Source organism: Kitasatospora sp. NPDC038210 (assembly GCF_055600605.1).
This window is the reverse complement of record NZ_JBVJYK010000001.1, coordinates 464,455-486,296: the sequence shown is the minus strand read 5'-3', so window position 1 is coordinate 486,296 and position 21,842 is coordinate 464,455. Positions and strand designations below refer to the sequence as shown.

Here is a 21,842-nt window from a genome sequence, read left to right as displayed (position 1 = left end):
TCGCGACGACGGCGGCCCCGGCCGCGAGGAGCACGGCCCCCGCTGCGGCCGTGGCGACGGCCACCCGCCCCACCGCGGGGCCCAGGGTGCGGGTGCGGTCGAGCGACGCGGTGGCGCGTGCGGGCGTGGAGGCCAAGCTGGTGGTGGCGGGGCTCCGGCCGGTCCACGTGCCGGATCCGCAGTCGCGGGACGTGCTGGTGGCCGTCGGCGACACCGTGGAGGGCGCCATCGAGGCCTGCCGGCCGGCCCTGCCGGGCAGCGGCGAGCGGCTGTTGGTGGTGGTGGCCGACGTGCTGTCCCGGCACGGTGTGCTGCGGGCCCTGAAGGCGGGCGCCCGGGCCGTGCTGCTGTCCGCCGAGGCGACGCCGGCGCGGCTGGCCGCGGCCGTCCACTCGGCGCACCGCGGCGAGGGCCGGCTGTCCCACCCGGTGCTCGCCTGCCTGCTCAACGGCTCCTCGGAGCCGACCGGCCGCGAACGGCGTTCGGGCAGCTCGCCGTTGACGGACCGGCAGATCGAGGTACTGCGGCTGATGGCGGACGGCCACGGCAACGAGGCCATCGCCCGGACGCTGAGCTGCTCCAAGCACACCGTCAAGAACGTGATCTACGAGCTGATGGGCCAGCTCCAGGTGCACAACAGGGCCCACGCGGTGGCGCACGCCGTACGGACCGGGCTGATCTGATCCGCCGGCCGGGGCACGGCCACCGGCCGGGACAAACGCGCAGCGGCCCGGCGCCGAGGCTGCCGCTCGTTCCCTGGCACCGTGCCGCGCTCCGGCGGCACGCTGCTCCTGCCCGTGTCCACCAGGCGGACACGGCGAACCCTCCCTCCACCCGCGGGCGCGCCGCCCCGAGCGGCCCGCCGCGGGTTCGATCCCTCCCGAGAGGACCCGATGGACATCGCCGAGGACACCCCGACCACCGGCCAGGATCCCCTGCCGGAGCACGAGTTCAAGACCTTCGAGGAGCTGGAGTCCGAGGTCCGGCTGTACTGCCGCAAGTTCCCGGCCGTCTTCGAGCGGGCCAAGGGCGTCGAACTGCACGCCGAGGACGGCCGGACGTTCATCGACTTCTTCTGCGGCGCGGGAACGCTCAACTACGGCCACAACAACGACTTCATCAAGGCCCGGGTGGCCGAGTACCTCGCCGCCGACGGCATCGCGCACGGCCTGGACATGTACACCGTGGCCAAGCGGGAGTTCCTGACCGCCTTCGCCGACACCGTGCTGCGCCCCCGCGGGCTGGACTACAAGGCGCAGTTCACCGGCCCGACCGGCACCGACGCCGTCGAGGCCGCGCTCAAGCTGGCCCGCAAGCAGACCGGCCGCAGCGGCCTGGTCGCGTTCACCGGCGCGTACCACGGCATGTCGCGCGGCTCGCTCGCGGTGACCGGCAGCCGCCGGGCCCGCCGGGCGGGCGGGGTCAGCGGCCAGGACGTCACGTTCGTCCCCTACGAGGACGGCCCGCAGGGCGCGTTCGACTCGATCGGCTACCTGGAGCGGCTGCTCGCCGACCCCTCCTCGGGCGTCGACCTGCCCGCCGCGGTCATCCTGGAGCCGATGCAGATGGAGGGCGGGGTCTACCCGGCGAGCGCCGAGTGGCTGCGCGCCCTGCGTGAACTCACCGAGCGGCACGGGATCCTGCTGATCCTCGACGAGATCCAGGCGGGCTGCGGCCGCTCCGGCCGGTTCTTCTGCTTCGAGCACGCCGGGATCACCCCGGACGTGGTGACGCTGTCCAAGTCGCTCAGCGGCTACGGGCTCCCGCTGTCGATGGTGCTCTTCAAGCGGGAGTTGGACGCCTGGGAGCCGGGCGAGCACACCGGGACGTTCCGCGGCAACCAGCTGGCCTTCGTCGCCGCCACCGCGGCCTGCGAGCTGTGGCGCCAGGACTCCTTCCACACCCACCTCGCCGCCGCGACCGACCGCCTGGAGGGCTTCCGCGGCGAACTGGACGCGCTGGGGCAGGACCTGGTGATGCGCGGACGCGGGATGGCGCTCGGCATCGACCTCGGCGCCTCCGGCGGCGCACTGCGCGCCGACCGGCTGCAGCGGTACGCCTTCGAGCGGGGGCTGATCGTCGAACTCTGCGGCCGTGATGATGAAGTGGTCAAGCTGCTGCCGCCGTTGACCGTCGACCTCGCACTGCTCGACCGGGGACTCGACGTGCTGCGGCAGGGCCTGCAGACGATCTGACACACCATCACGTGAGGAGCGCGCAATGTCCCGACCGATACGCCGCCACCTGATCTCGATCGACGACCTCGACTTCGAGTCCATGCACCGCATCGTGCAGCGCGGCGCCGACTTCGCGGCCGGCCGCTGCGAGGACGCCCGTCCCCTGCACGACGCGGTGGTGGGCGTCCTGTTCCGCAAGACCTCCACCCGCACCCGCACCGCCTTCTCCGCCGGAACGCTGCGCCTGGGCGGCCGGCTGATCACCTACGGCCCCGGCGACCTGCAGGAGAACACCGGGGAGACGGTCGAGGACACCGCCGCCGTGCTGTCCCGGATGCTCGACGTCCTGGTGGCCAGGACCGTGGGCACCGAGGCCGAGCTGCGGGCGTTCGCCGCCCAGCAGCGGATGGCCGTCGTCAACGCGATGAGCGCCGTCGAGCACCCCACCCAGGCGCTCACCGACCTGACCACGCTGCTCGGCCGGTTCGGTCGGATCGAGGGCCTGCGGGTGCTCTACGTCGGCGAGGGCAACAACACCGCCTCGGCACTGACGCTGGCCCTCTCCCGCTACCCCGGGACGGCGCTGCACCTGCGCACGCCGGCCGGCTACGGCGTCGAGCAGCGCTACCTCGACCGGGCCGCCGAGTACGCGGCGGGCAGCGGCGCGCTGGTGGAGCAGCGGCACGACATGGCCGACCTGCCCGAGGTCGACGTGGTCTACACCACACGCTGGCAGACCACCGGTACGACCAAGCCCGACCCCGACTGGCGGCGCCTCTTCGAGCCGTTCCGGGTCGACAAGGCCGTCATGGACGCCGTCCCCGGCGCGCTGTTCATGCACGACCTGCCCGCGCACCGCGGCGACGAGGTGACCGCCGAGGTGCTCGACGGGCCCGACTCGATCGCCTTCGAGCAGGCCGAGAACAAGTACCACAGTGCCCGCGCGGTGCTGGAGTGGTGCGTCGGCGGCGGCCCGGCGGGAGCCGGCGACGAGTGAGCCCGGCCGAAGGGGCCGCCTCCCGGGAGGCGGCCCCTTCGGCGTGTCCGGCGGGCGCGGGCCCGCAGGGGCGGGGACGGAGTGACGGGGACGCCGAGGCCGACACGCAGAGGCCGGCCCCCCGCGGTTGTGCCGCGGGGGGCCGGCCTCGACTGCCGCCGACCGTCAGTCCTGCTCCGCCATCAGCCCGTCGAGCACCCCGGCGAGCCCGGCGACGTGCGGCGGCTGCAGCACGCCGAGGTGGTCGCCGCCGACCCGGTGGACCTCCAGGCCCCCGGGGGTCAGCTCGGTCCAGCGCGTCACGTAGTCCCGGAAGGACTGACCGGAGGCCACGTCGTGCGCGCCTCCCGCGAGTTCGTCGCCGATCAGCAGGTGCATCCGCCCCGGGTAGGGCCGGTGCCGGTAGCCGAGGGTGGCCTGGGCCAGCTCGCGCCAGACCTTCAGCCGGCCCGCCCAGAAGGTGTCACCGGGCCGCGGCGCCAACTTGGGGCCCTCGTCGATGACGTAGTCGAGCACCTTGAGGAACTCCGCCTGCAGCAGTTCGATCTCCTCCTCCCCCTCCGCCAGGTCGAGCTCGCCGAGCAGGCTCTCGCCGCGGGCGAGCATCGCCGCCTCGTCCCACAGGTTCCGGCGGGTGTGGCTGTCCAGGGCGGGGTCGAGCAGGGCGAAGGTGACCTGTTCGCCGTCGTGGTGCAGCCGGTGCGCCAGTTCACTGGTGACCGGTCCGGCCCCGCACCAGCCGAGCAGGTGGTACGGGCCGCTGGGCCGGATGGCCCGGATCCGGGCGAGGAACTGCTCGGCGACGCGGCCGATGCTCTGCGGGGAGGCGACGTCGCGGTGCAGGCCCGGCCACTCCAGGCCGACCACCCGGCGGTCCTCGGCGAGGTGTTCGGCCAGGTGGACGTACCACTGGGCGCCGCCCGGGTAGACGCAGAACAGCGGTGCCCGCCCGCCCTCGCGCCGCAGCCACAGCACGGAGTCCGCGAGGTCGTCCGCAGTGTTCGCCGGGTCGGCGACGAGCGCGGGCGCGAGGTCGGCGGCGACGGCGGGGTCGATCGCCCGGGCCAGCTCGGCGACCGTACGGTGCTGGTAGAAGTCGCGGAAGGCGACCGCCGTCCCGTGCTCCTCCCGGAGTTTGACGATCACCCGCATCGCGATCAGCGAGTGCAGGCCGAGGTCGGTGAAGGAGTCGTCCATGCCGATCCGGGGCAGGCCCAGCACCTCGGCGAGCGCCGTCGCCAGGATGCCCTCGATCGCGGTGCGCGGCGCCAGGTACGGCGTGGCGGGGAGGCTGTCGGCCTCGGGCTCGGGCAGGGCGTGCGGGTCGACCTTGCCGCTGCGGGTCAGCGGCAGGGCGTCCAGCAGGACGAAGGCGGACGGGACGAGGTACTCGGGCAGGTGCCCGAGCAGCCAGTCCCGCAGCTCCACGGGCTGGATGTCCGCGCCCTCGCGCCGCACGACGTAGGCGACCAGGCTGCGGTCGCCGCCGGCCGCGGCGCGCACCCGGACGGCGACCTCCCGGACCGCCCCGTGGCGACGGAGCATGCCCTCCACCTCGCCGGGCTCGACCCGGTAGCCGCGGATCTTCACCTGGTTGTCCGCCCGGCCGCCGAACTCCAGCAGCCCGTCCTCCCGGTAGCGGGCCAGGTCCCCGGTGCGGTAGAGCCGGGCGCCGGGCGCGGCCGCGTACGGGTCGGGGACGAAGCGCTCGGCGGTCAGCGCGGGCCGCTCGGCGTAGCCGCGGGCCAGCTGGGCGCCGCCGATGTACAGCTCGCCCATGACGCCGACCGGGACGAGCCGCTGGTCGCGGTCGAGGATCCGCATCACCGTGTTGGCCACCGGCCGGCCGATCGGCACCGGGCCTTCGGGCAGGCTGTCGGCGCGGAACTTCAGGATGCAGCAGCCGACGGTCGCCTCGGTCGGACCGTAGTGGTTGACCACCGCCGTGTCCGGGGCGTGTTCGGTCCAGGCGCTGAGCGCCTCGCGGGTGAGCTCCTCGCCGCCGACCACCAACCGGTCGGTGGCGGAGGCGAGCGCGGAGGGCGGCAGGGTCTGGTTGAGCAGCGCCAGGTGGGTGGGGGTCAGCTTGACCAGGCCGAATCCGCCGCGCTCCAGGACGGTGACCAGGCCGTCCAGGCCGGGGGTGCCGTCGTCCTCGGTGAGGGTGACCGGCCGCCCGGAGAGCAGCGCGGGGAAGAGCGAGGTGACCGGCAGGTCGAAGGCCATCGCGGAGTACAGCGGGGAGCCGGTGCCGTGCACGTCCGGGAACTCGGCGCCCGCCCAGGTCGCGTAGTTGACCAGGGACCGGTGCTCGATCATCACCCCCTTGGGGGTGCCGGTGGAGCCGGAGGTGTAGACGATGTACGCCAGGTTGGCGGGCGTGGCGACCGGGCCGAGGTCGTGCCCGTCCTGCGCGTCGGTCTCCGTGTCGCGGTCGAGCAGCACGGCCTCGGCGGGCAGGCCCGCGACCAGCGGGGCCAGCTCCGCCTGGGTGAGGACGGCCGCGGCGCCGGTCTCGGTGAGCACGCCGGCCAGCCGCCGGGCCGGGTGCGCGGGGTCGAGCGGCAGGTAGGCGGCACCGGACTTGAGGACCGCGAGCAGCGCCGCGACCAGGTCCGGGCCCCGCCGCAGCAGCACCCCGACCTTCGACTCGGGGCCGACGCCGAGCCCGCGCAGCCGCCGGGCGATCCGGTTGGCGCGGGCGTTGAGTGAGGCGTAGTCGACGGTGCTGCCGTCGGCGCAGTGCAGCGCGGCCGCGTGCGGGGTGCGGGCGGCCTGCTGCTCGAACAGCTCGTGCACGCAGGCGTCCGGAGCGCCCGTGCGGGGGCCGGTCGCGAAGCGGTCGAGCAGTTCGCGCTCCTCGGCGGCGAGTGCGTCGGCGCCGGAGTCGCCCAGCGGGTCGGCGGCCATCGCCTCCAGGATCCGCCGGTACAGCCCGGCCAGCCGTTCCCCGTTGGCCCGGCTGATCCGCTCGGGGCGGCCGTAGAGGACGAACACGCCGGGGAAGGTCGAGGCGTCCAGCGCGAACTCGTTCGGGCTGACGTCGACGACCTTGCCGGATTCGATCTGCCGGTCGTCCAGGACGTGGAAGTCCAGGTAGGTGAAGGACACCTCGACCAGCGGGCTGCCGTCGCCCCAGGCGCGCTGCATCTCCGGCAGCGGGAAGCGGCGGTGCGGCCAGGCGTCCACCTCGGCGGCGAAGACCTGCCCCACCAGGTCGCGCCAGGTGCCGCCGGTCAGTTCGACGCCGAGCGGCACGGTGTTGAGGTGCATGCCGCGCACCAGCTCGCCGCCCTCCGTCTCCAGGCGCCCGTTGAAGACCAGTCCGCTGTGGAAGCGGCGGCTGCCGCTGATCACGGCCATCGCCTTCAGGTGCGCGGCGAACAGCACGCTCTTGAGCGGCACCCCGCCGGCCGCGGCCAGCGCGCGCAGCCCCGGCTCCAGGTCGTGGAACGGAACGGTGACCTGGTACGGCCGCTCGCCGGCCGCCGGGTCGGCGGCCCAGGACGGCGGCAGGACCACGCGCTCGAAGTCGCCGACCCGCTGCTGCCAGAACGCGCGGTCCTCGGCGCCGGCGAGGGAGCGCCGCTCCAGCGCGATGTGGTCGGCGTAGCGGACGGTGTGCCGCTGCCCGGTGTCGGCCGGGGCCCGCCCGTCGCGGATCGCCCGGTAGTCGCGCATCACCTCGTCGATCAGCGAGTGGTGGCTCCAGCCGTCGAGGATCGCGTGGCACTCGATGAAGGAGAACGTCCAGCGGTCGTCGGCGGTCTGGTGGACGTGGAAGCGCAGCATCGGCGCCCGGCCGATGTCGAAGGGCCTTCGGCGGGTCCGGGTGGTGAACTCCGTGAGCTCGGCCTGGATCCGCTCCTCGTCGAGCCCGCGCAGGTCGTCGTAGCCGACCTCCACCGTCCCGTCGGCGTGGACGAGCTGGAGCGGCTCGGAGTACCCGGTGAGGTCGAAGCTGGTGCGCACGATCTCGTGCCGCCGGGCGAGCCCGGCCGCGGCCTCCCGCATCGCGCGCAGCGAGAACGGCGCGTCGTCGACGAACGGGAACAGTGTGATGTTGTGGTACGGGCTCTCGTCCCGGTCCGCGAGCATCTGGTAGACCATCGCGGCCTGCACCATGGCGAGCGGGTAGGCGTCCACCAGGCCGGGCGGCAGGGCGGCGCGGTCGGCCGCCGCGAGCAGCTCGAACGGCGCCACCCGCTGCTCCTCCACGCCGGCCGGTCCGCCGGGCGCGGCCTGGTCGGCGAACCGGGCCAGGCCCTCGACGCTCTGGTGCACCAGCAGGTTCTGCACCGTCAGGTCGATCCCGCGCCGCCGCAGCGCGCCGACGACCTTGATCGCCCGGATGGAGTCGCCGCCCAGGTGGAAGAAGTTGTCGAGGGCGCCGACCCGGGGCAGGCGCAGGACCTCGGCCCAGGTCTCGGCGACGACCCGCTCGGTACCGGTGCGCGGGGCGACGTGTTCGGGGCCGCCGAGCGCGCGGTGGGCCTCGGGGGCGGGCAGGGCGCGGCGGTCGATCTTGCCGTTGGCCGTCATCGGGAAGGCCGCCAGCGGGACGAAGACCGCCGGCACCATGTAGCCGGGAAGCGTCCGGCCGAGGGCCGCGCGCAGCTCCGCCACGTCGAGGGTGCGGCCGGCCCGGGGGGCGACGTACGCGACCAGGCGGGCCTCCCGCTCCTCGGCGCCGCGGTGCGCGATCACCAGGCTCTTGTCCACGTCGGGGAGGGCGCCGATGGCCGCCTCGATCTCGCCGGGCTCGATCCGGTGGCCGCGGATCTTCACCTGGCTGTCGGCCCGGCCGAGGAACTCCAGTTCGCCGTCGGCGCCGTAGCGGGCGAGGTCCCCGGTGCGGTACATCCTGGCGCCCGGTGTGCCGGCGTACGGGTCGGGCAGGAAGCGCTCGGCGGTCAGCCCCGGGCGGTTCAGGTAGCCGCGGGCCAGGCCGGGCCCGGAGACGTGGAGCTGGCCCGGGACGCCGATCGGCACCGGGTTGAGGTCCGCGTCGAGGAGGTGGAGCCGCAGGTCGCCGAGCGGGCGGCCGATCGGGCTGCGCCGGACACCGGCGGTCTCCTCGGCCCGCACCGGGCGGTGGGTGACGTGGACGGTGGTCTCGGTGATGCCGTACATGTTGACCAGGACGGGCCGCCGGTCACCGAACCGCTCGAACCAGGGCCCCAGTTCGGCCACGTCCAGGGCCTCGCCGCCGAAGACCACGGTCCGCAGCGACAGGGCCTCGGGGCGCAGGTCGGCCAGCGCGACGGCCTCCTGCAGGCCGCGGAAGGCCGAGGGGGTCTGGTTGAGCACGGTGACGCGCTCGGCGACCAGCAGGTCGAGGAAGTCCTGCGGGGAGCGCGAGACGGCGAACGGCACCACCACGACGCGGCCGCCGTTCAGCAGCGCGCCCCACAGCTCCCAGACCGAGAAGTCGAAGGCGTAGGAGTGGAACAGCGTCCACACGTCGTCCGGGCCGAAGCCGAAGTCCTCCTGGCAGGAGCGCAGCAGGCGCAGCACGTTGGCGTGCGTGACGGGGACGCCCTTGGGGGCCCCGGTGGAGCCGGAGGTGTGGATGACGTAGGCGGTGTTGCCGGACGTCGCCAGCGGGGCGGGGTCGGTGTCGGGCCAGTCCCGGTCGCCCGCGTCGGCCTGGCCGGCCTGCTGGTCGGCTCGGTCGGCTCGGCCGGCCTCGTCGAGCAGCACGGTGGTGACGTTCTCCTCGCCGGCGCTCCGGTCGGCGACCAGGACGGTCGCCCCGGCATCGGCGAGGATGTAGGCGAGCCGGTCGGCCGGCTGGCCCGGGTCCAGCGGGAGGTAGCCCGCACCGGACTTGAGCACACCGAGCAGCGCCACCACCAGGCCGAGCCCGCGCTCGCAGCGCACGCCGACCAGCTTCTCCGGGCCGGCGCCGAGCGCACGCAGCCGGTGGGCCAGCCGGTTGGCCCGGGCGTTCAGTTCCGCGTACGTCAGCGAGACGCCGTCGCTGGTCACGGCGAGGGCGTCGGGTGTGCGCTCCACCCACTGCCGGAACACCTCGGGCAGGGTCTCATCGGCGGGGTAGCTGCGGCCGGCTCCGCTCCAGGACGCGAGGAGTTCGCGCTCGGCGTCGGGCAGCAGGTCGAGCCGGTTGACCGGCCGGCCGGGGTCAGCGGCTATCCCGGCCAGCAGCCGCAGGTAGTGCGCGACGGTCCGCTCGATCGTCTCCGGGTCGAACAGCGCGGTGGCGTACTCCAGTTCGCCGCTGATGGAGCCGCCGGCGGTGGTGGTGAGCGCGAGCGAGAGGTCGAACTTGGCGGGGTGCCAGTCCACCGCCTGCAGCTCGGCGCGCAGCGCACCCGGCTCGGCCGGGGTGTGCGCGGCGAGCTGGAAGACCACCTGGAAGATCGGGTTGCGGGAGGGGTCGCGTTCGGGCGCCAGCTCGTCGACCAGCCGCTCGAACGGGGTCTCCTGGTGGGTGAACGCGCCGAGCGCGGACTCCCGCACGCGGCCGAGCAGTTCCAGGAACGACGGCTCGCCGGCGAGGTCGGCGCGCAGTGCGACGGTGTTGGCGAACAGGCCCACCATGGCCTGGACGTCGGCCTGCTCGCGGCCCGCGACGGGGGTGCCCACCACCACGTCGGTCTGCCCGCAACTGCGGCCCAGCAGGAGCTGGAAGGCGGCCAGGAAGACCATGAACGGGGTGGCGCCCCGGCTGCGGCCCAACTCCTCCAGCGGCGCGACGAGTTCGGCCGGAACGGTGAACATCGCGACGGCGCCGGAAGCGTCCCGGACCGGACCGCGGGGCCGGTCGGTGGGCAGCGCGAGCGGGGTGAGGTCGGCCAGTGTGTCGCGCCAGTAGGCGAGTTGGGAGGCCAGCCGGTCGCCGGACAGCTGCTCGCGCTGCCAGGCGGCGAAGTCCGCGTACTGCACGGCGGGCGGGCCGAGCGGGTCCGGCAGGCCGGCCGCGAACGCCTCGTAGAGCCTTCCGAGTTCGCCGAGCAGGACGTCCTCCGACCAGCCGTCCGAGGCGATGTGATGAATCGTCAGCAGCAGCGCGTACGCGTCGCCGGGGAGCTTGGCGAGCAGCACCCGGACGGGGTGCCCGGCGGCCAGGTCGAACGGCTGCCGGCCGTCCTCGGCCACCAGCTCGGCGAGCCGGCGCTCGGCCTGCTCCGGCCCGTCGGACGCCAGGTCGACGGTGGTCAGGGCGATCGGCCCCGGTGCGTCGATCACCAGCACCGGCTCGTCGTCCACGGCCGGGTAGCGGGTGCGCAGCACCTCGTGCCGGGCGACCAGCGCGTCCAGCGCGCGCCGCAGCGCCACCGGATCCACCGGTCCCGGCAGGCGCAGCAGCAGCGGCATCAGGTACTCGACGCCGCCCGGCCGGAGCCGGTCGAGCACCCACATCCGGCGCTGCGCGAACGACAGCGGGAGCGCGCCGTCCCGCGGCACGGGGGCGATCCCCTCCTGCCGCTTCTTCGTCAAGCCGCTGAGGCGCCGCTGCAGCAGCTCCGTGCGGGAGCTCGGGCTCGTGCTCATCCTTCGCCTTCCTGTGCGTGCGACCGGGTCAGCGGTCCGGTGACGCTCCACCGGCCCGGCGTCAGCCTGCCGACTGCGGGAAAGGGGCGGCAGGGTCAGCACGGCCGAGGTTCCGGCGACGAACTGCGCGCGTGACTGCCGGTCCTTCTCTGGGCCCGGGGCGGCCGGCCTCCCAGCATCGGACCATGACCGACACCGTGCGCGAGGAAGTCCCCCGGAACGTCCCGCCGCTGCTGCGCAACCGGGACTTCCTGCTGCTCTGGCAGGGAGCGGCGGTCTCCGGGCTCGGATCCAACGCCTCCAGTGTGGCCTACCCGCTGCTGGTCCTCGCGCTGACCGGGTCCCCGGCCGACGCGGGAGCCGCCGGCTTCGTCGCACTGGTGCCGCAACTCCTGTTCCAGCTCCCGGCGGGAGCCCTGGTCGACCGCTGGAACCGCCGACGGACGATGATCTGGTGCGACGTGCTGCGCATCCTGGCCATCGGCAGCGTCGCGGCGGCCCTGCTGCTGGACCGGCTGTCGCTGCCGCACATCCTCGCGGTGGGCTTCACCGAGGGCACGCTGACGGTGTGCTTCCAGATCGCCGCCTCGGCGGCCGTCCCCAACGTGGTGCACCCGTCCCAGCTCGCCGCCGCGCTCTCCCGCAACGAGGCGCGGGCCCGCGGCGCCACGATGCTCGGCAAACCGCTGGGCGGCGCCCTGTTCGGCTTCGGCCGAGCACTGCCGTTCCTCTTCGACGCCGTCAGCTACCTGTGGTCGCTGGTCTCCCTGCTGCTGATCCGCACCGAGTTCCAGGCCGAACGGCGCCCCCGCAGCGGCCCGCTGCACCGCGAACTCACCGAAGGCGTCCGCTGGTTGTGGCGCCAGCCGTTCATCCGCACCACGACCTTCCTGATCGCGGGCAGCAACCTGCTGTTCCAGGCCGTGTTCCTGACGGTCATCCTGATGGCGCGCGACCAGGGCGGCTCACCGGCACAGATCGGCGTGATGTTCGGCCTGGGAGCGGTCGGCGGGGTGCTGGGCTCCCTGCTGGCGCCCGAGCTGGAAAGGCGGCTGTCGATGCGGACCGTGGTGATCGGCGCCAACTGGGCCTGGGCGCTGCTGGTCCCGGTGCTCCTGGTGGTCCACGGCCCGTACCTGATCGGCGCGGTGTACGCCCTGATGTGCTTCGTCGGGCCGGTGTGGAACGTGGTGACCTCCGCCTACCAGCTCGCCGTCACCCCGGACGCCATCCAGGGCCGGGTGATCGGCGCGGTCGGCCTGATCGCCTTCGGTGCCGTCCCGCTGGGTTCGCTGATCGGCGGCGAGTTGCTCGCCCGGTTCGGGGCGCACTCCACCGTGGTGGTCCTGGCCGCCTGGATGGTCCTCCTCGGCGCGACCGCCACCCTCAGCCCCTCGGTGCGCTCCGCACCGTCCCTGGCCGCTGCCGCCCCCGGGCAGCCGGCCGGCGACGACGGCGCCACCGCTGCCGAGGCCGAGGACGTCGCCGGCATCACCGACGCCACCGCCACCGAGTCCGCTCCGAGCGCGTGACGCGTGACCCGCGACGCGTGGCGCGTGGATGCCGCGGCGCGTGGATGCCGCGTCGCGTCCGCCGGCCCGCGTACGCCGTCCGGCGGCCGTCCGGCACGGGTGCGCCGCCCACCGGGGTGACCGGCCGGTCCGCCGTGCGCTGCGTGCTTCGCGGCCCGGGACACAGCGGCACCGCGCGCATGCTCGTCCCGCTGCCCGTTTGTCTCTTGCCGCCGTTCCCCACGGCCCGGCAGGCTCGCCCCGTCGCAGTGTCAAACCTCAAGGCTAGGAGAGTAGTTGTGGCCGAGGAAGCCACCGAAACCTGCACGTCCCGGATCGTCGTCGACGATGTGGAGCCGCACACCGGGCCCGCGTGGACCGGGACGCGGCCGACGAGCCCGCGCCGCCGCACCACCGGCGACCCCATCGACGGGGCTCGTGCGCATGTCTGACACCGTGCCGGCCGGTGTACTCCGGACCGTGGGCCGAACGCCGCTGGTCGAGCTGACCAGAATCGACCCGACCAGCCACTTCCGCCTCTTCGCCAAGCTGGAGGCGCACAACCCGGGCGGCTCCATCAAGGACCGCTCCGCACTGGAGCTGTTGAGCGAGGGCATCCGCTCGGGCCGGCTGATCCCCGGGCTGTCGGTCGTCGTCGAGTCCAGCTCCGGCAACCTGGGCATCGGACTCGCCCAGGTCTGCGGGTACTTCGGGATCCGCCTCATCTGCGTGGTGGACCCCCGCGCCAACCGGCAGAACATCGCGATCATGCGGGCGCTGGGCGCCGAGGTCGAGGTGGTCACCCGAACCGACCCGGCCACCGGCGAGTACCTGCCGGTGCGGATCCGGCGGGTGCGCGAGATCCTCGCCAGGACCGAGCACGCCTACTGGCCGGACCAGTACTCGAACCCGCTCAACCCGCGCTCGCACCACGCGACCATGCGGGAGATCCGGGAGGCCCTGCCCGGCGGCCCGGACTACCTGTTCTGCGCGACCAGTTCCTGCGGAACGCTGCGCGGCTGCGCCGAGTACGCGCGGGAGCAGCAGCTCCCGGTGACCATCGTGGCCGTCGACGCCGAGGGCAGCGTCATCTTCGGGCGCCGGCCCGCGCCCCGGCTCATCCCCGGCCACGGCGCCGCCGTCCGGCCGGCACTCCACCAGGACGGCCTGGCGGACGAGGTGGTGCACGTCAGCGATCTGGACTGCGTGGTCAACTGCCGGCGCCTGGCGCACCGCGAGGCCATCCTCGCCGGCGGCTCGTCGGGCGCAGTGCTCGCCGCGGTCCGGCAGATGGGCGACCGGATCCCGCCCGGCGCGACCTGCGCGGTGATCCTCCCCGACCGGGGTGAGCGCTACCTCGACACGATCTACGACGACGACTGGGTCACGTCGCACTTCGGCGACGTCACCCACCTGTGGAGGGAGAACGGCCCGATGGCCGAGGTGACACCATGCTGATCCTGACAGCCCGCGAGGTCCGGCAGGTCCTGGACGGTGCGGAGCACCAGGTGGTCGAGGCGGTGAGCCGGGCGTACCGCCTGCACGCCGCCGGCCGGACCGCGCTCCCCCACTCGCTCTTCCTGCGCTTCCCCGAGGAGGCCCGCAACCGGATCATCGCCCTGCCCGGCTACCTCGGGAACACCGGAGCCGCCGACGACCGGGAGCCGGTCGCCGGCATCAAGTGGATCTCGTCCTTCCCGGGCAACCTGGCCTCCGGACTGGAGCGCGCCTCGGCCGCGATCATCCTCAACTCGATGCGCACCGGCCACCCCGAGGTGCTGCTGGAGGGCTCGGTGATCTCCGCCCGGCGCACCGCCGCCAGCGCCGCGCTCGCCGCCGCCACGCTCGCCCCGCAGGAGCCGCAGACCGGCGCCACCCTGATCGGCTGCGGCGTGATCAACTTCGAGGTGCTCACCTTCCTGCGCGCCCTGCTGCCCGACCTGGCCGAGGTCACCCTGTTCGACCTCGACCCGGCCCGCGCCCAGGCGTTCGCCGAACGGTGCGCGGCCCGGTTCCCCGGGCTCAAGACCACCACGGCCGACCGGATCGAGGACGCCCTGGCGGCCCACCGCCTGGTCTCCCTGGCCACCACCGCCTCCACCCCGCACCTGGACCCCTCCCCCTGCCGACCGGGGACGCTGCTGCTCCACCTGTCCCTGCGCGACCTCGCCCCGGAGACCATCTTGTCCAGCGTCAACATCGTCGACGACGGCGACCACGTCTGCCGCGAGTCCACCTCCCTGCACCTCGCCGAACAGCAGACCGGCCACCGCGACTTCATCGCCGACTCGATCGGCGCCGTCCTCACCGGCGGCCGCCACCACCGCGACCCCGAGGCGCTGACGGTCTTCTCGCCCTTCGGCCTGGGCGTCCTCGACCTCGCCGTCGCCGACCTGGTCCACCACCGGGCGCAGGAGCAGGGCCTCGGCACCGACGTCCCGGACTTCCTCAGCCCGGAAGCGTAGGAGCCCGGACGCGTCGGGACGCGATGCCGGGCGGGGCGGGGACCGAGGCGTCCCCGCCCCGTCCGGCATCGCCCGGAGCCCCCGGTGCCGTGGGCCCGTCGGACTTCCGGGCCGACGTCCGTCCAGTCCCCCGGTCAGGCCCCCCGGTCACGTCCCCCGGTCACGTCCCCGGGTCAGTCCCCGCACAGCGCCCGGGCGAGGCGGCACAGCTCCGCGCGGTCCGCGCTGCCCGTCTTCTGGAGCAGGCTGGCGATGTGCTTCTCCACCGTCCGGGGCGAGATGGACAGCCGCTGGGCGACGTCCTGGTTCCCGAGGCGCTCCACCAGCAGGGCGAACACGTCGTACTCACGCGGCGTCACCCCGCTCGCCCGCAGCGCCTCGGGGATCAGCTCCCGCCCGCTGCGCCGCTGGGCGACCGACACGCCCGCCTGCCGGATCAGCGACCGGCAGGCGCCGGCGACGGAGCGTACGCCGGCCTCGTGGAAGTACTCCTCCGCGGTCCGCAGCCAGGCGACCGGCTCTCCCCAGCCGTCGGCGAGGGCGGCCTCGGCGACCAGGCGCAGTCCGAGGTGCCGGGCGGTCGGGAACCCCCGGGACGCCTGCAGCGACTGCTCCACCCGGCCGGCGGCCTCCCCGCCGCGGCCCTCGCGTCCGAGCAGGACGGCGTCGGCCAGCAGCATGAACTGCCGGTTCCACGCCAGGGCGGCGGCCGGCGCCGCCAGGACGGTCGCGTACGCCGTGCGGTCGGCGGTGCCCGCGAGGACGCCGAGCAGCGCACCGAGGCCGTACCGTCCGCTGAGGTAGAACACGTTGGGGTGCCGGTCCTCCCAGGCGGCCGCGGCGGCGAGGTCGGCCACCGCCCGGGCGCGGTTCTCCTCCAGGAGCGCGCAGAACGCCCGGCACAGGCCGTGCAGGACCGGCGTGAGGAAGGAGTCCGAGTCGTCGGCCTGCTCGAAGCGGAGCAGTTCCCGCTCCATCTGCCGCCGCCGGCCCTGGTGGGCGGCGAGGGTGGCGGCCACCAGCAGCAGGTAGCGGTGGCTGCCGAGGTTGCGCATCCGGGCGCTCGGCTCCAGGCAGCGGTCGATGATCTCCCGGGCGGCCGTGAAGTCGGCGCGCTGCAGGGCGTCCATGGCCAGCAGGCCTTCCGCGTGCTGGGCGAGGACGAGGGCGCCCAGGTCGCGCGCGGCGTCCCTGGCCTCCCGGATCCGACGCGCGTCACCGGTGCGCATGAAGGCGTTCCCGCCGAGCCGCAGCAGCGCCTCCACCCGCCAGACCGGCAGGGTGTGCGTCTCCGCGACGGCGAGCATCCGCTCCAGGCAGGCGTCCGCGTCGTCGAAGCCGCGTTCGCGGGCCAGCAGGGCGAGCAGCTGCCACGCCTGGCAGGCCACCACCGGGAGCTTCTCGCGCTCGGCGACCTCGGCCGCCTCGCGGGCCAGCCGCTCGGTCTCCGCCGTCGCCCCGCCGTGGCCGGGCAGCAGCGCCAGGTGGCCCTCGACCACGGCCAGGGCGGCGGTCTGGCGGGGATCGCCGGAGCCGCCGAGCTGCGCACGGGCCGCGGCGATCTGCGTCCGGGTGTCGGCGGCGCGCTCGGCGATCACCGCCGCCCAGGCGAGCCTGGTGTGCAGGGCGATGCGACGCTCGATGTCCAGCGCGTCGGCCCCGGCCGCCGGCAGCGACTCGGCCAGCGCGAACACCCGGTCCAGCTGACCGGCCTCGGCCAGCGCATAGACCAGCGACTCGATGACGTCGGTGCGGTCGGCCGCCGCGGCCGACTCGTGGGCCCGCTCCAGCAGCTTCACCGCGGTGGCGGAGGCCCCCGCGGCGAGCGCCCGGCGGCCCGCCTCGGCGTAGAGCAGCGCCGCCCCCGCCCGGTCACCGCCCAGCTCCCGCAGGCGCGCCACCAGCTGGCAGCGTCCGTCGGCGAGCGCCGGGTCGGCCGCCAGGATCGCCTCGGCCGCCCGGCGGGCGATCACGGCCCGCTCGGCCGGCGGCAGCCCGGCGAGCAGGGCCTCCGCGGTGAGCGCGTGCCGGAAGGCGTACTGGTCGACGGCGGTGGAGTCCGGGACGACGAAGCCCGAGGCGGCCGCCGCCGCCAGGTGGTCGAGCAGCAGCCGCATGCCGTGGCCGGTGATCAGCTGGAGCGTGCCGAGCGAGAAGCCGGTGCCCAGGGTGGCGGCGAGCAGCAGCAGGTCGCGCACCTGGGGATCGAGCTGCTCCAGTCGGTGCCGCAGGCCGCTGACCACGCTGGCCGGCACGGCGGCCGCCAGGTCGCCGACGACCACCCAGCCGTCGCCGTCCTGGCGCAGCGCCCCGGAGCCGACCATCTCGGTCAGCAACTCCTCGACGAGGTAGGGGTTCCCGTTGCTGATGGTGCTCAGCCGGTCGACCACCGCAGCGGGCACCTGCCCGGAGCCCAGCTCCAGACAGCCGGCGGCGAGCGCGCCGATCTGCGTCGGCCCGAGCGGCTCCAGGGCGGCCAGCGAGGCGACCCGGCGCCGCTCACCGCCGCGGGCCAGCTCCAGGGCGGCCCCCGGCTCGGGCCGCAGGGTGGCCACCAGGAGGACGGGCAGTCCGGCCAGGTTGTCCACCAGGTAGTCCACCACGGCGATGGTGTCCGAGTCGGCCTCGTGCAGGTCCTCCAGGACGAGCAGGCAACCACCGTCCCGGCCGAGCACGGCCAGCAGCCGCAGCACGGCCTCGGCCAGCTCGACGGCACTCTCCGGGTAGCCGGGCACGGCCGTGTGCCGCCACTGCGGGATCACCAGGCCCAGCGCCGGACGGTAGGGCTCCAGCTCCGGGTCGCCGGGGACACCGACGACCCGGAAGCGGGAGTTCAACGCCTCGATGAGCGGGCGGTACGGGATCCCGGCACTGGTCGGGCTGCCGCGTCCGCGCAGCACCGGAAGGCCCAGCGCCTCGGCCCGGCCGGCACAGTCCCCCGCCAGCCGGGACTTGCCTATCCCCGCCTCCCCCACCAGGAAGACCGCGCGGCCCGCATGGGACTGAAGACCGCTCAGGCTGCTCTCAAGCAGCCCGAGTTCGGTCTCACGGCCAATGATCGTCGGGGAAGTGTTGCGCACATTCGCAGGCTACTGTGCCGAAGTTGTGATGAATAGTGATCTCCACAGGAAGGTGGTCGTGCTGCCGCGGGGTGCGCGGCCCGGGCCCACCTGCCTGTTCCGGCCGGTCCGCCCGGCGGTGCGGCCGGATCCGGCCTGCCCGGCGGTGCGTTCGGATCCGGTGATCCGGCGGTGCGATCGGATCCGGCCCGCCCGGCGGTGCGGTCAGTGACGCTCGTCACCCACCACCTTGCTGATGGTGGTCCACGCGCTGGTGGAGCGGAACGCCGTGGGCCCGCTCAGCAGCCGGGACCGGCGGCCGAGCCCGCCGCCGGTCCGCAGCCGGATCTCACCCGCCGGGTGATCGACGGTTGCGGCGCGGTGCGCGCCGGCGGGCTGCATCGGGCGCTGCGCGAGGGCGGTGGTGTTCATGAACGGTGTTCCCTTCCGGCAGATGATCTCGAAGGCCGACGTCCGACGGTCTCGGAGGCGACCGCGTGCTGTGACCGCGGTTCGGGCACGGTGGCCCGACCGGGCACGGTGGTTCGGCTGCGCACGGTGGTTCGGTTTGGCGGGGTGGTTCGGTCGGGCGCGGTGGTTCGGTGAGCACGGTCGATCGGCGGCGCACGGTGGTTCGGTGGGCACGGTGGTTCGGTCGGACGGGCTGGCGGCGGCGCTCAGGGGTTCGGTGCCCGCAGCAGCAGCGCCGACGGGACGCGGTCGGCGAAGCCGAGCCGCAGCAGGCCGTGGCCGAGGCCGGCCAGACCGGTGAGCAGTCCGGGCCGCGTGATCCCGCCGGGGGCCGAGCAGCGCGGGCCGCGCCGGACCGTACCGGCGGCGCGGACCCGGAGTGCCGAACGGTCGGGCACCCGGTGCAGCAGCTCCAGGACGCCCCACTCGCCGTGGCACAGACCGTGATCGGGCAGCGGTCCGGCGCCGGCGAGGCGCCCGACGACCTCGGCGACGGCCTCGGCCGACCCCGGGTCCCCCATCGCCTCGGCCCGGTCCGCGACCGCCAGCGCCACCCCGGCCCGGCCGGTGCACCAGGAGAGGTCGGCCCCGACGGACGGCACCGCGGCCACGGCCGAGCGCAACGCGGCCAGCCCCGACCGGCGGTAGCGCTCCCCGCCCCCGCCGGAGGCGAAACCGAGCAGCGCCCAGCCGACCCCGGCCGCACCGGTCGCGAAGCCCGGTTCCACCGGGACGGGCGCGGCGGCGAGCCGGTCGGCGCAGGCACCCGCGCCGCGCCGGAGCCCGGCCGACGGGAACACCCGGTGCGCGGCGAGCAGCGCGACCAGACCGCCCGCGGCGCCGTCGAGCACACCGAGCGACTGCTCGGCCCCGGCGGCCCGGACGGTGAGATCGGCCGCCGGCTCGACCAGGGCCCGCAGCCCGGCGTCGTCCAGGGCGACCGCCGTCTGCGTGAGGGCGTACAGGATGCCGCCGAGCCCGGTGAAGCCACCCGAGCCGACCGCGCCCAGGTCCTCGTCCGGGAGCGCGGCGAGGCGCTCCAGCAGTTCCGGCACCGGGCGCAGCGCGGCGAGCGCCGTGTCCGCGTAGCGGTCCGCACCGGTGACCGCGGCGAGTTGGGCGAGGAACAGGGCGACCCCGGTGTATCCGTGTCCCAGGTCGGCACCGCAGGGCGCGAGCCTGCGGTACCGCTCCCCGAGCAGCTCCATGGCCAGCCAGTTCGCCCGCCCCGGCCCCCGGTGCGCCTGCTCGACCAGCAGGTCGCCGATGTCCCGGGCCGCGGCGAGCAGCCGCTCGGGAGCGGGCAGTTCAGCGTCCTGTTCGGGGGTGCGCGGGCCGGGCACCGCGTCGGGATGGGCCGGTTCCGCGGCACGGCAGGCCAGCGACGCCCGGATGATCCGCTCCTGCCCGGCGAGGTCGGCCTCGTCCATCGCCGCCAGGCGCTCCATCACCCGGGCCAGGCCGGGCCGGTCGAGGGCGCCGGGGATGCGAGCACCGGTGCCGCTCCACAGGTCGACGCCACCCGGACGGGCGGTGAACACCGGCACGTCGCCGTCCCACAGCTCGGCGACCTCGTGATCGAGCAGTCCCGGCCAGCCCTGGTCGTCCACGGCGTCCGTACCGAGCAGCCGCAGCAGCCCCTCCCGGTCGCCCGGCTCCCGCAGCACGTCGGGGTGGGTCGCCTCGGCGAGGACCGTCGCGTAGACCTGCGTGGCCCGGGTCACCACCCGGACCTCGTCAGCGGCGAAGCGCCGCAGCAGTTCGGCCAACTCCCGCCGGCCCGTCAGGATCGCACGGTAGCCCGAGCGGAAACCGGCCACCAGCGCCCCCGCGTGAGCCGCGGGCTCGGCCTCGACACCGCCCAGCTGCGGGCGGTTGACCCCGCCGTCGACGACGCCGGGCCGGCGGACCAGCCGCATCTCGTCGGTGCCGGCGGCCTCCCAGCCGACCGTCTCCATCGGCGAGCCGTGACCGGCGCCGCCCCCCAGGCCGGAAAGGTCGAGCGCGGCCTCGTCCCCGAGCACCAGGTGCGGCAGCAGACCGGTCCGTTGGACGGACGCATCCAGCGCGCGGCCCGCCGGGTCGTCGTCGGTGCGGTCCTCGCCCTCGTACCCGGGCGGGTGGAACAACGTCTCGACGTCCACCGGTACCGGGTGGTCGGCGCAGGCGATCAGGTTCTCGTGGTGCAGGTCGGTGAGGTCGAGGACGTGCGCGATGGCGAGCAGCGCCCCCTGCCGCCGGTAGAACCGGTCCAGCTCCGACGCGGAGGCGCAGGGCCGGGCCTGGACGAACTCTGTCCAACCGTAGTCCGTCCGGCTCACCAGGGCGGGCGTGCACAACCCGGGAGTCCCCGGGCGGGCGTTGAACCAGTCCACCAGTTCGCCGAAGTGGCGGTCGACCGCGAGCGAACGGGGCTTGTAGACCACCCGACTGCCGTCGGCGAAGCACAGTACCGCCACCCGACGGCCACCCCGGTGCGCGTCACCGACGGCCCGGTCCACGGCGACCAACGGCCCCGGGTCGCGCCCGCCCAACAGCCGGGCGACCACCTCGGAGCGGTCGGCGGCGTAGCGGGTGAGCACCTCGGCCGTCGCCGCAACGGCATCCACACAGGTACGGCCGACCAGCATCGCCAACACCGGGTACTCGGCGAACAACCGCACCAACCCGGAACGGGTACCGGCAGCGGCGACGAAGTCCCGGAACCTGTCCTGCGGACTCGCCCCCGCCAGCCGCCCCTCACCCCGGGCCACCCGCAACTCCAGCACCAGCGCCCGCGCCGCCAGGCTGCCGAGCGCGGCAGCCGTGGTCGCGGTGAACTCCTCGACGATCCGGGGCAGTTCGACCACCTGCCCGACCACCGGATCGAACCTGCCGACCAGCTGCCGCGCAGCCAGCCCCGCGAACGGCGCCATCACGACGGCGAAGCCGGCCGTCCCGGGCAGCGGCCCGGCCGGCAGGACGGGCCTGCCGGGGGCTGTGGCGAGAGCGGCCTCGACGAACTCGGCCGATTCGAGGTGTCGCAGGCCCACGGCCCCCACCGGCGCGAAGGTCGGCGACCACCGCGGCGAGGCGACCGCCTCCGCAACTGCGAGCGCGTTGTCACCGATCACAGCGCAGAGACTGTCAGCCCGCGCAACAGCAGCGCAAGAGGTGGAGAACTGCCTGAATTACCCTACCGAGAAGCGGCCTTGAACCCATCCACCGCGGGCGCGTCGCTGCCCGCCGGCCAGGGCCTGGCCGGGTCCGCCGACTCTACGCCACGACGCCCGGGCCCCTCGAAGAAGTCGACCGTCTCTCCACTCGCCCTCAAGCGTCGTCTCGATCGCCCACGTGCGAGTACGCTTCGAGAGCGCGGGACAGTGGTCACCGACAACTCACGTCGACACGAGGAGAGATGAAGGCACGACATCGACTTCTCGCCGGAATGCCATCCCGTCGAACTGAGTCAACCAGCACCCTCTGACGCCGATCTCCGCTGGTCAGCAAGTGTCGGCCCCACACTCGCGGGGATGGTCCCTTCGGCGGCGACATGGCCCGACAGGTGATCCGGTTGCCCCGCGTTGACGAAGAACTCCATGCCCGTAGGGTCGCTGAAGCGGGCGGTCCGGTCGAGCGGCCTCGATCGCGCCGCGCCGATCGTC

General features: G+C 74.6%; 11 protein-coding genes. 7 read left to right on the top strand and 4 right to left on the bottom strand.

Annotated elements, in window-relative coordinates; all coding sequences use genetic code 11:
• Positions 1 to 50: 50 nt before the first annotated feature.
• From ACZ7KX_RS02015 to ACZ7KX_RS02005, 3 genes are all read left to right on the top strand, one after another.
• The gene (locus tag ACZ7KX_RS02015; protein WP_396550186.1) at positions 51 to 683 is read left to right on the top strand and encodes a response regulator transcription factor; all 633 of its coding nucleotides are present in this window, start codon (positions 51 to 53) and stop codon (positions 681 to 683) included.
• A gap of 210 nt (positions 684 to 893) precedes the next feature.
• A complete protein-coding gene (gene ectB / locus ACZ7KX_RS02010) occupies positions 894 to 2,195 on the top strand; it encodes a diaminobutyrate--2-oxoglutarate transaminase (protein ID WP_470324800.1) in 1,302 nt (433 codons plus the stop codon).
• A gap of 25 nt (positions 2,196 to 2,220) precedes the next feature.
• Positions 2,221 to 3,174, top strand: coding sequence for an ornithine carbamoyltransferase (locus ACZ7KX_RS02005; RefSeq protein WP_470324799.1), 954 nt, complete (start codon positions 2,221 to 2,223; stop codon positions 3,172 to 3,174).
• Positions 3,175 to 3,339: 165 nt separating this feature from the next.
• Here ACZ7KX_RS02005 and ACZ7KX_RS02000 read toward each other — a convergent pair whose 3' ends face one another.
• A complete protein-coding gene (locus ACZ7KX_RS02000; protein ID WP_470324798.1) occupies positions 3,340 to 10,692 on the bottom strand; it encodes an amino acid adenylation domain-containing protein in 7,353 nt (2,450 codons plus the stop codon).
• Between the two features lie 185 nt (positions 10,693 to 10,877).
• On the opposite strand from ACZ7KX_RS02000, the gene ACZ7KX_RS01995 reads away from it, so the two are divergent.
• The 4 genes from ACZ7KX_RS01995 (at position 10,878) to sbnB (ending at position 14,668) form a co-directional block, all read left to right on the top strand.
• Entirely contained in the window at positions 10,878 to 12,224 is a 1,347-nt protein-coding gene (locus ACZ7KX_RS01995) for an MFS transporter (RefSeq protein WP_470324797.1), read from the top strand.
• Between the two features lie 278 nt (positions 12,225 to 12,502).
• Positions 12,503 to 12,655: a hypothetical protein gene (locus tag ACZ7KX_RS01990; protein WP_470324796.1), complete on the top strand. Its 153-nt coding sequence runs from the start codon at positions 12,503 to 12,505 to the stop codon at positions 12,653 to 12,655.
• Entirely contained in the window at positions 12,648 to 13,661 is a 1,014-nt protein-coding gene (gene sbnA, locus ACZ7KX_RS01985; RefSeq protein ID WP_350525596.1) for a 2,3-diaminopropionate biosynthesis protein SbnA, read from the top strand. The genes ACZ7KX_RS01990 and sbnA overlap by 8 nt, the downstream gene beginning before the upstream one ends.
• Complete coding sequence (gene sbnB, locus ACZ7KX_RS01980; RefSeq protein ID WP_470324795.1) at positions 13,655 to 14,668, top strand: 2,3-diaminopropionate biosynthesis protein SbnB; 1,014 nt, start codon at positions 13,655 to 13,657, stop codon at positions 14,666 to 14,668. Before sbnA ends, sbnB begins: the two co-directional genes overlap by 7 nt.
• Positions 14,669 to 14,841: 173 nt before the next feature.
• Here sbnB and ACZ7KX_RS01975 read toward each other — a convergent pair whose 3' ends face one another.
• From ACZ7KX_RS01975 to ACZ7KX_RS01965, 3 genes are all read right to left on the bottom strand, one after another.
• On the bottom strand, positions 14,842 to 17,748 hold the full coding sequence (locus ACZ7KX_RS01975) for a helix-turn-helix transcriptional regulator (RefSeq protein WP_470324794.1): 2,907 nt from the start codon (positions 17,746 to 17,748) through the stop codon (positions 14,842 to 14,844).
• 204 nt (positions 17,749 to 17,952) lie between these two features.
• Positions 17,953 to 18,159, bottom strand: coding sequence for a hypothetical protein (locus ACZ7KX_RS01970; protein ID WP_396550198.1), 207 nt, complete (start codon positions 18,157 to 18,159; stop codon positions 17,953 to 17,955).
• A gap of 245 nt (positions 18,160 to 18,404) precedes the next feature.
• A complete protein-coding gene (locus ACZ7KX_RS01965; protein WP_470324793.1) occupies positions 18,405 to 21,311 on the bottom strand; it encodes a type 2 lanthipeptide synthetase LanM family protein in 2,907 nt (968 codons plus the stop codon).
• Positions 21,312 to 21,842: the final 531 nt, after the last annotated feature.

Excerpts from the sequence above, each read along its gene's own strand:
- ectB (WP_470324800.1), top strand. The coding sequence starts at position 894 with ATGGACATCGCCGAGGACACCCCGACCACCGGCCAGGATCCCCTGCCG.
- ACZ7KX_RS02005 (WP_470324799.1), top strand. The coding sequence starts at position 2,221 with ATGTCCCGACCGATACGCCGCCACCTGATCTCGATCGACGACCTCGAC.
- ACZ7KX_RS02000 (WP_470324798.1), bottom strand. The coding sequence starts at position 10,692 with ATGAGCACGAGCCCGAGCTCCCGCACGGAGCTGCTGCAGCGGCGCCTC.
- ACZ7KX_RS01995 (WP_470324797.1), top strand. The coding sequence starts at position 10,878 with ATGACCGACACCGTGCGCGAGGAAGTCCCCCGGAACGTCCCGCCGCTG.
- sbnA (WP_350525596.1), top strand. The coding sequence starts at position 12,648 with ATGTCTGACACCGTGCCGGCCGGTGTACTCCGGACCGTGGGCCGAACG.
- sbnB (WP_470324795.1), top strand. The coding sequence starts at position 13,655 with ATGCTGATCCTGACAGCCCGCGAGGTCCGGCAGGTCCTGGACGGTGCG.
- ACZ7KX_RS01970 (WP_396550198.1), bottom strand. The coding sequence starts at position 18,159 with ATGAACACCACCGCCCTCGCGCAGCGCCCGATGCAGCCCGCCGGCGCG.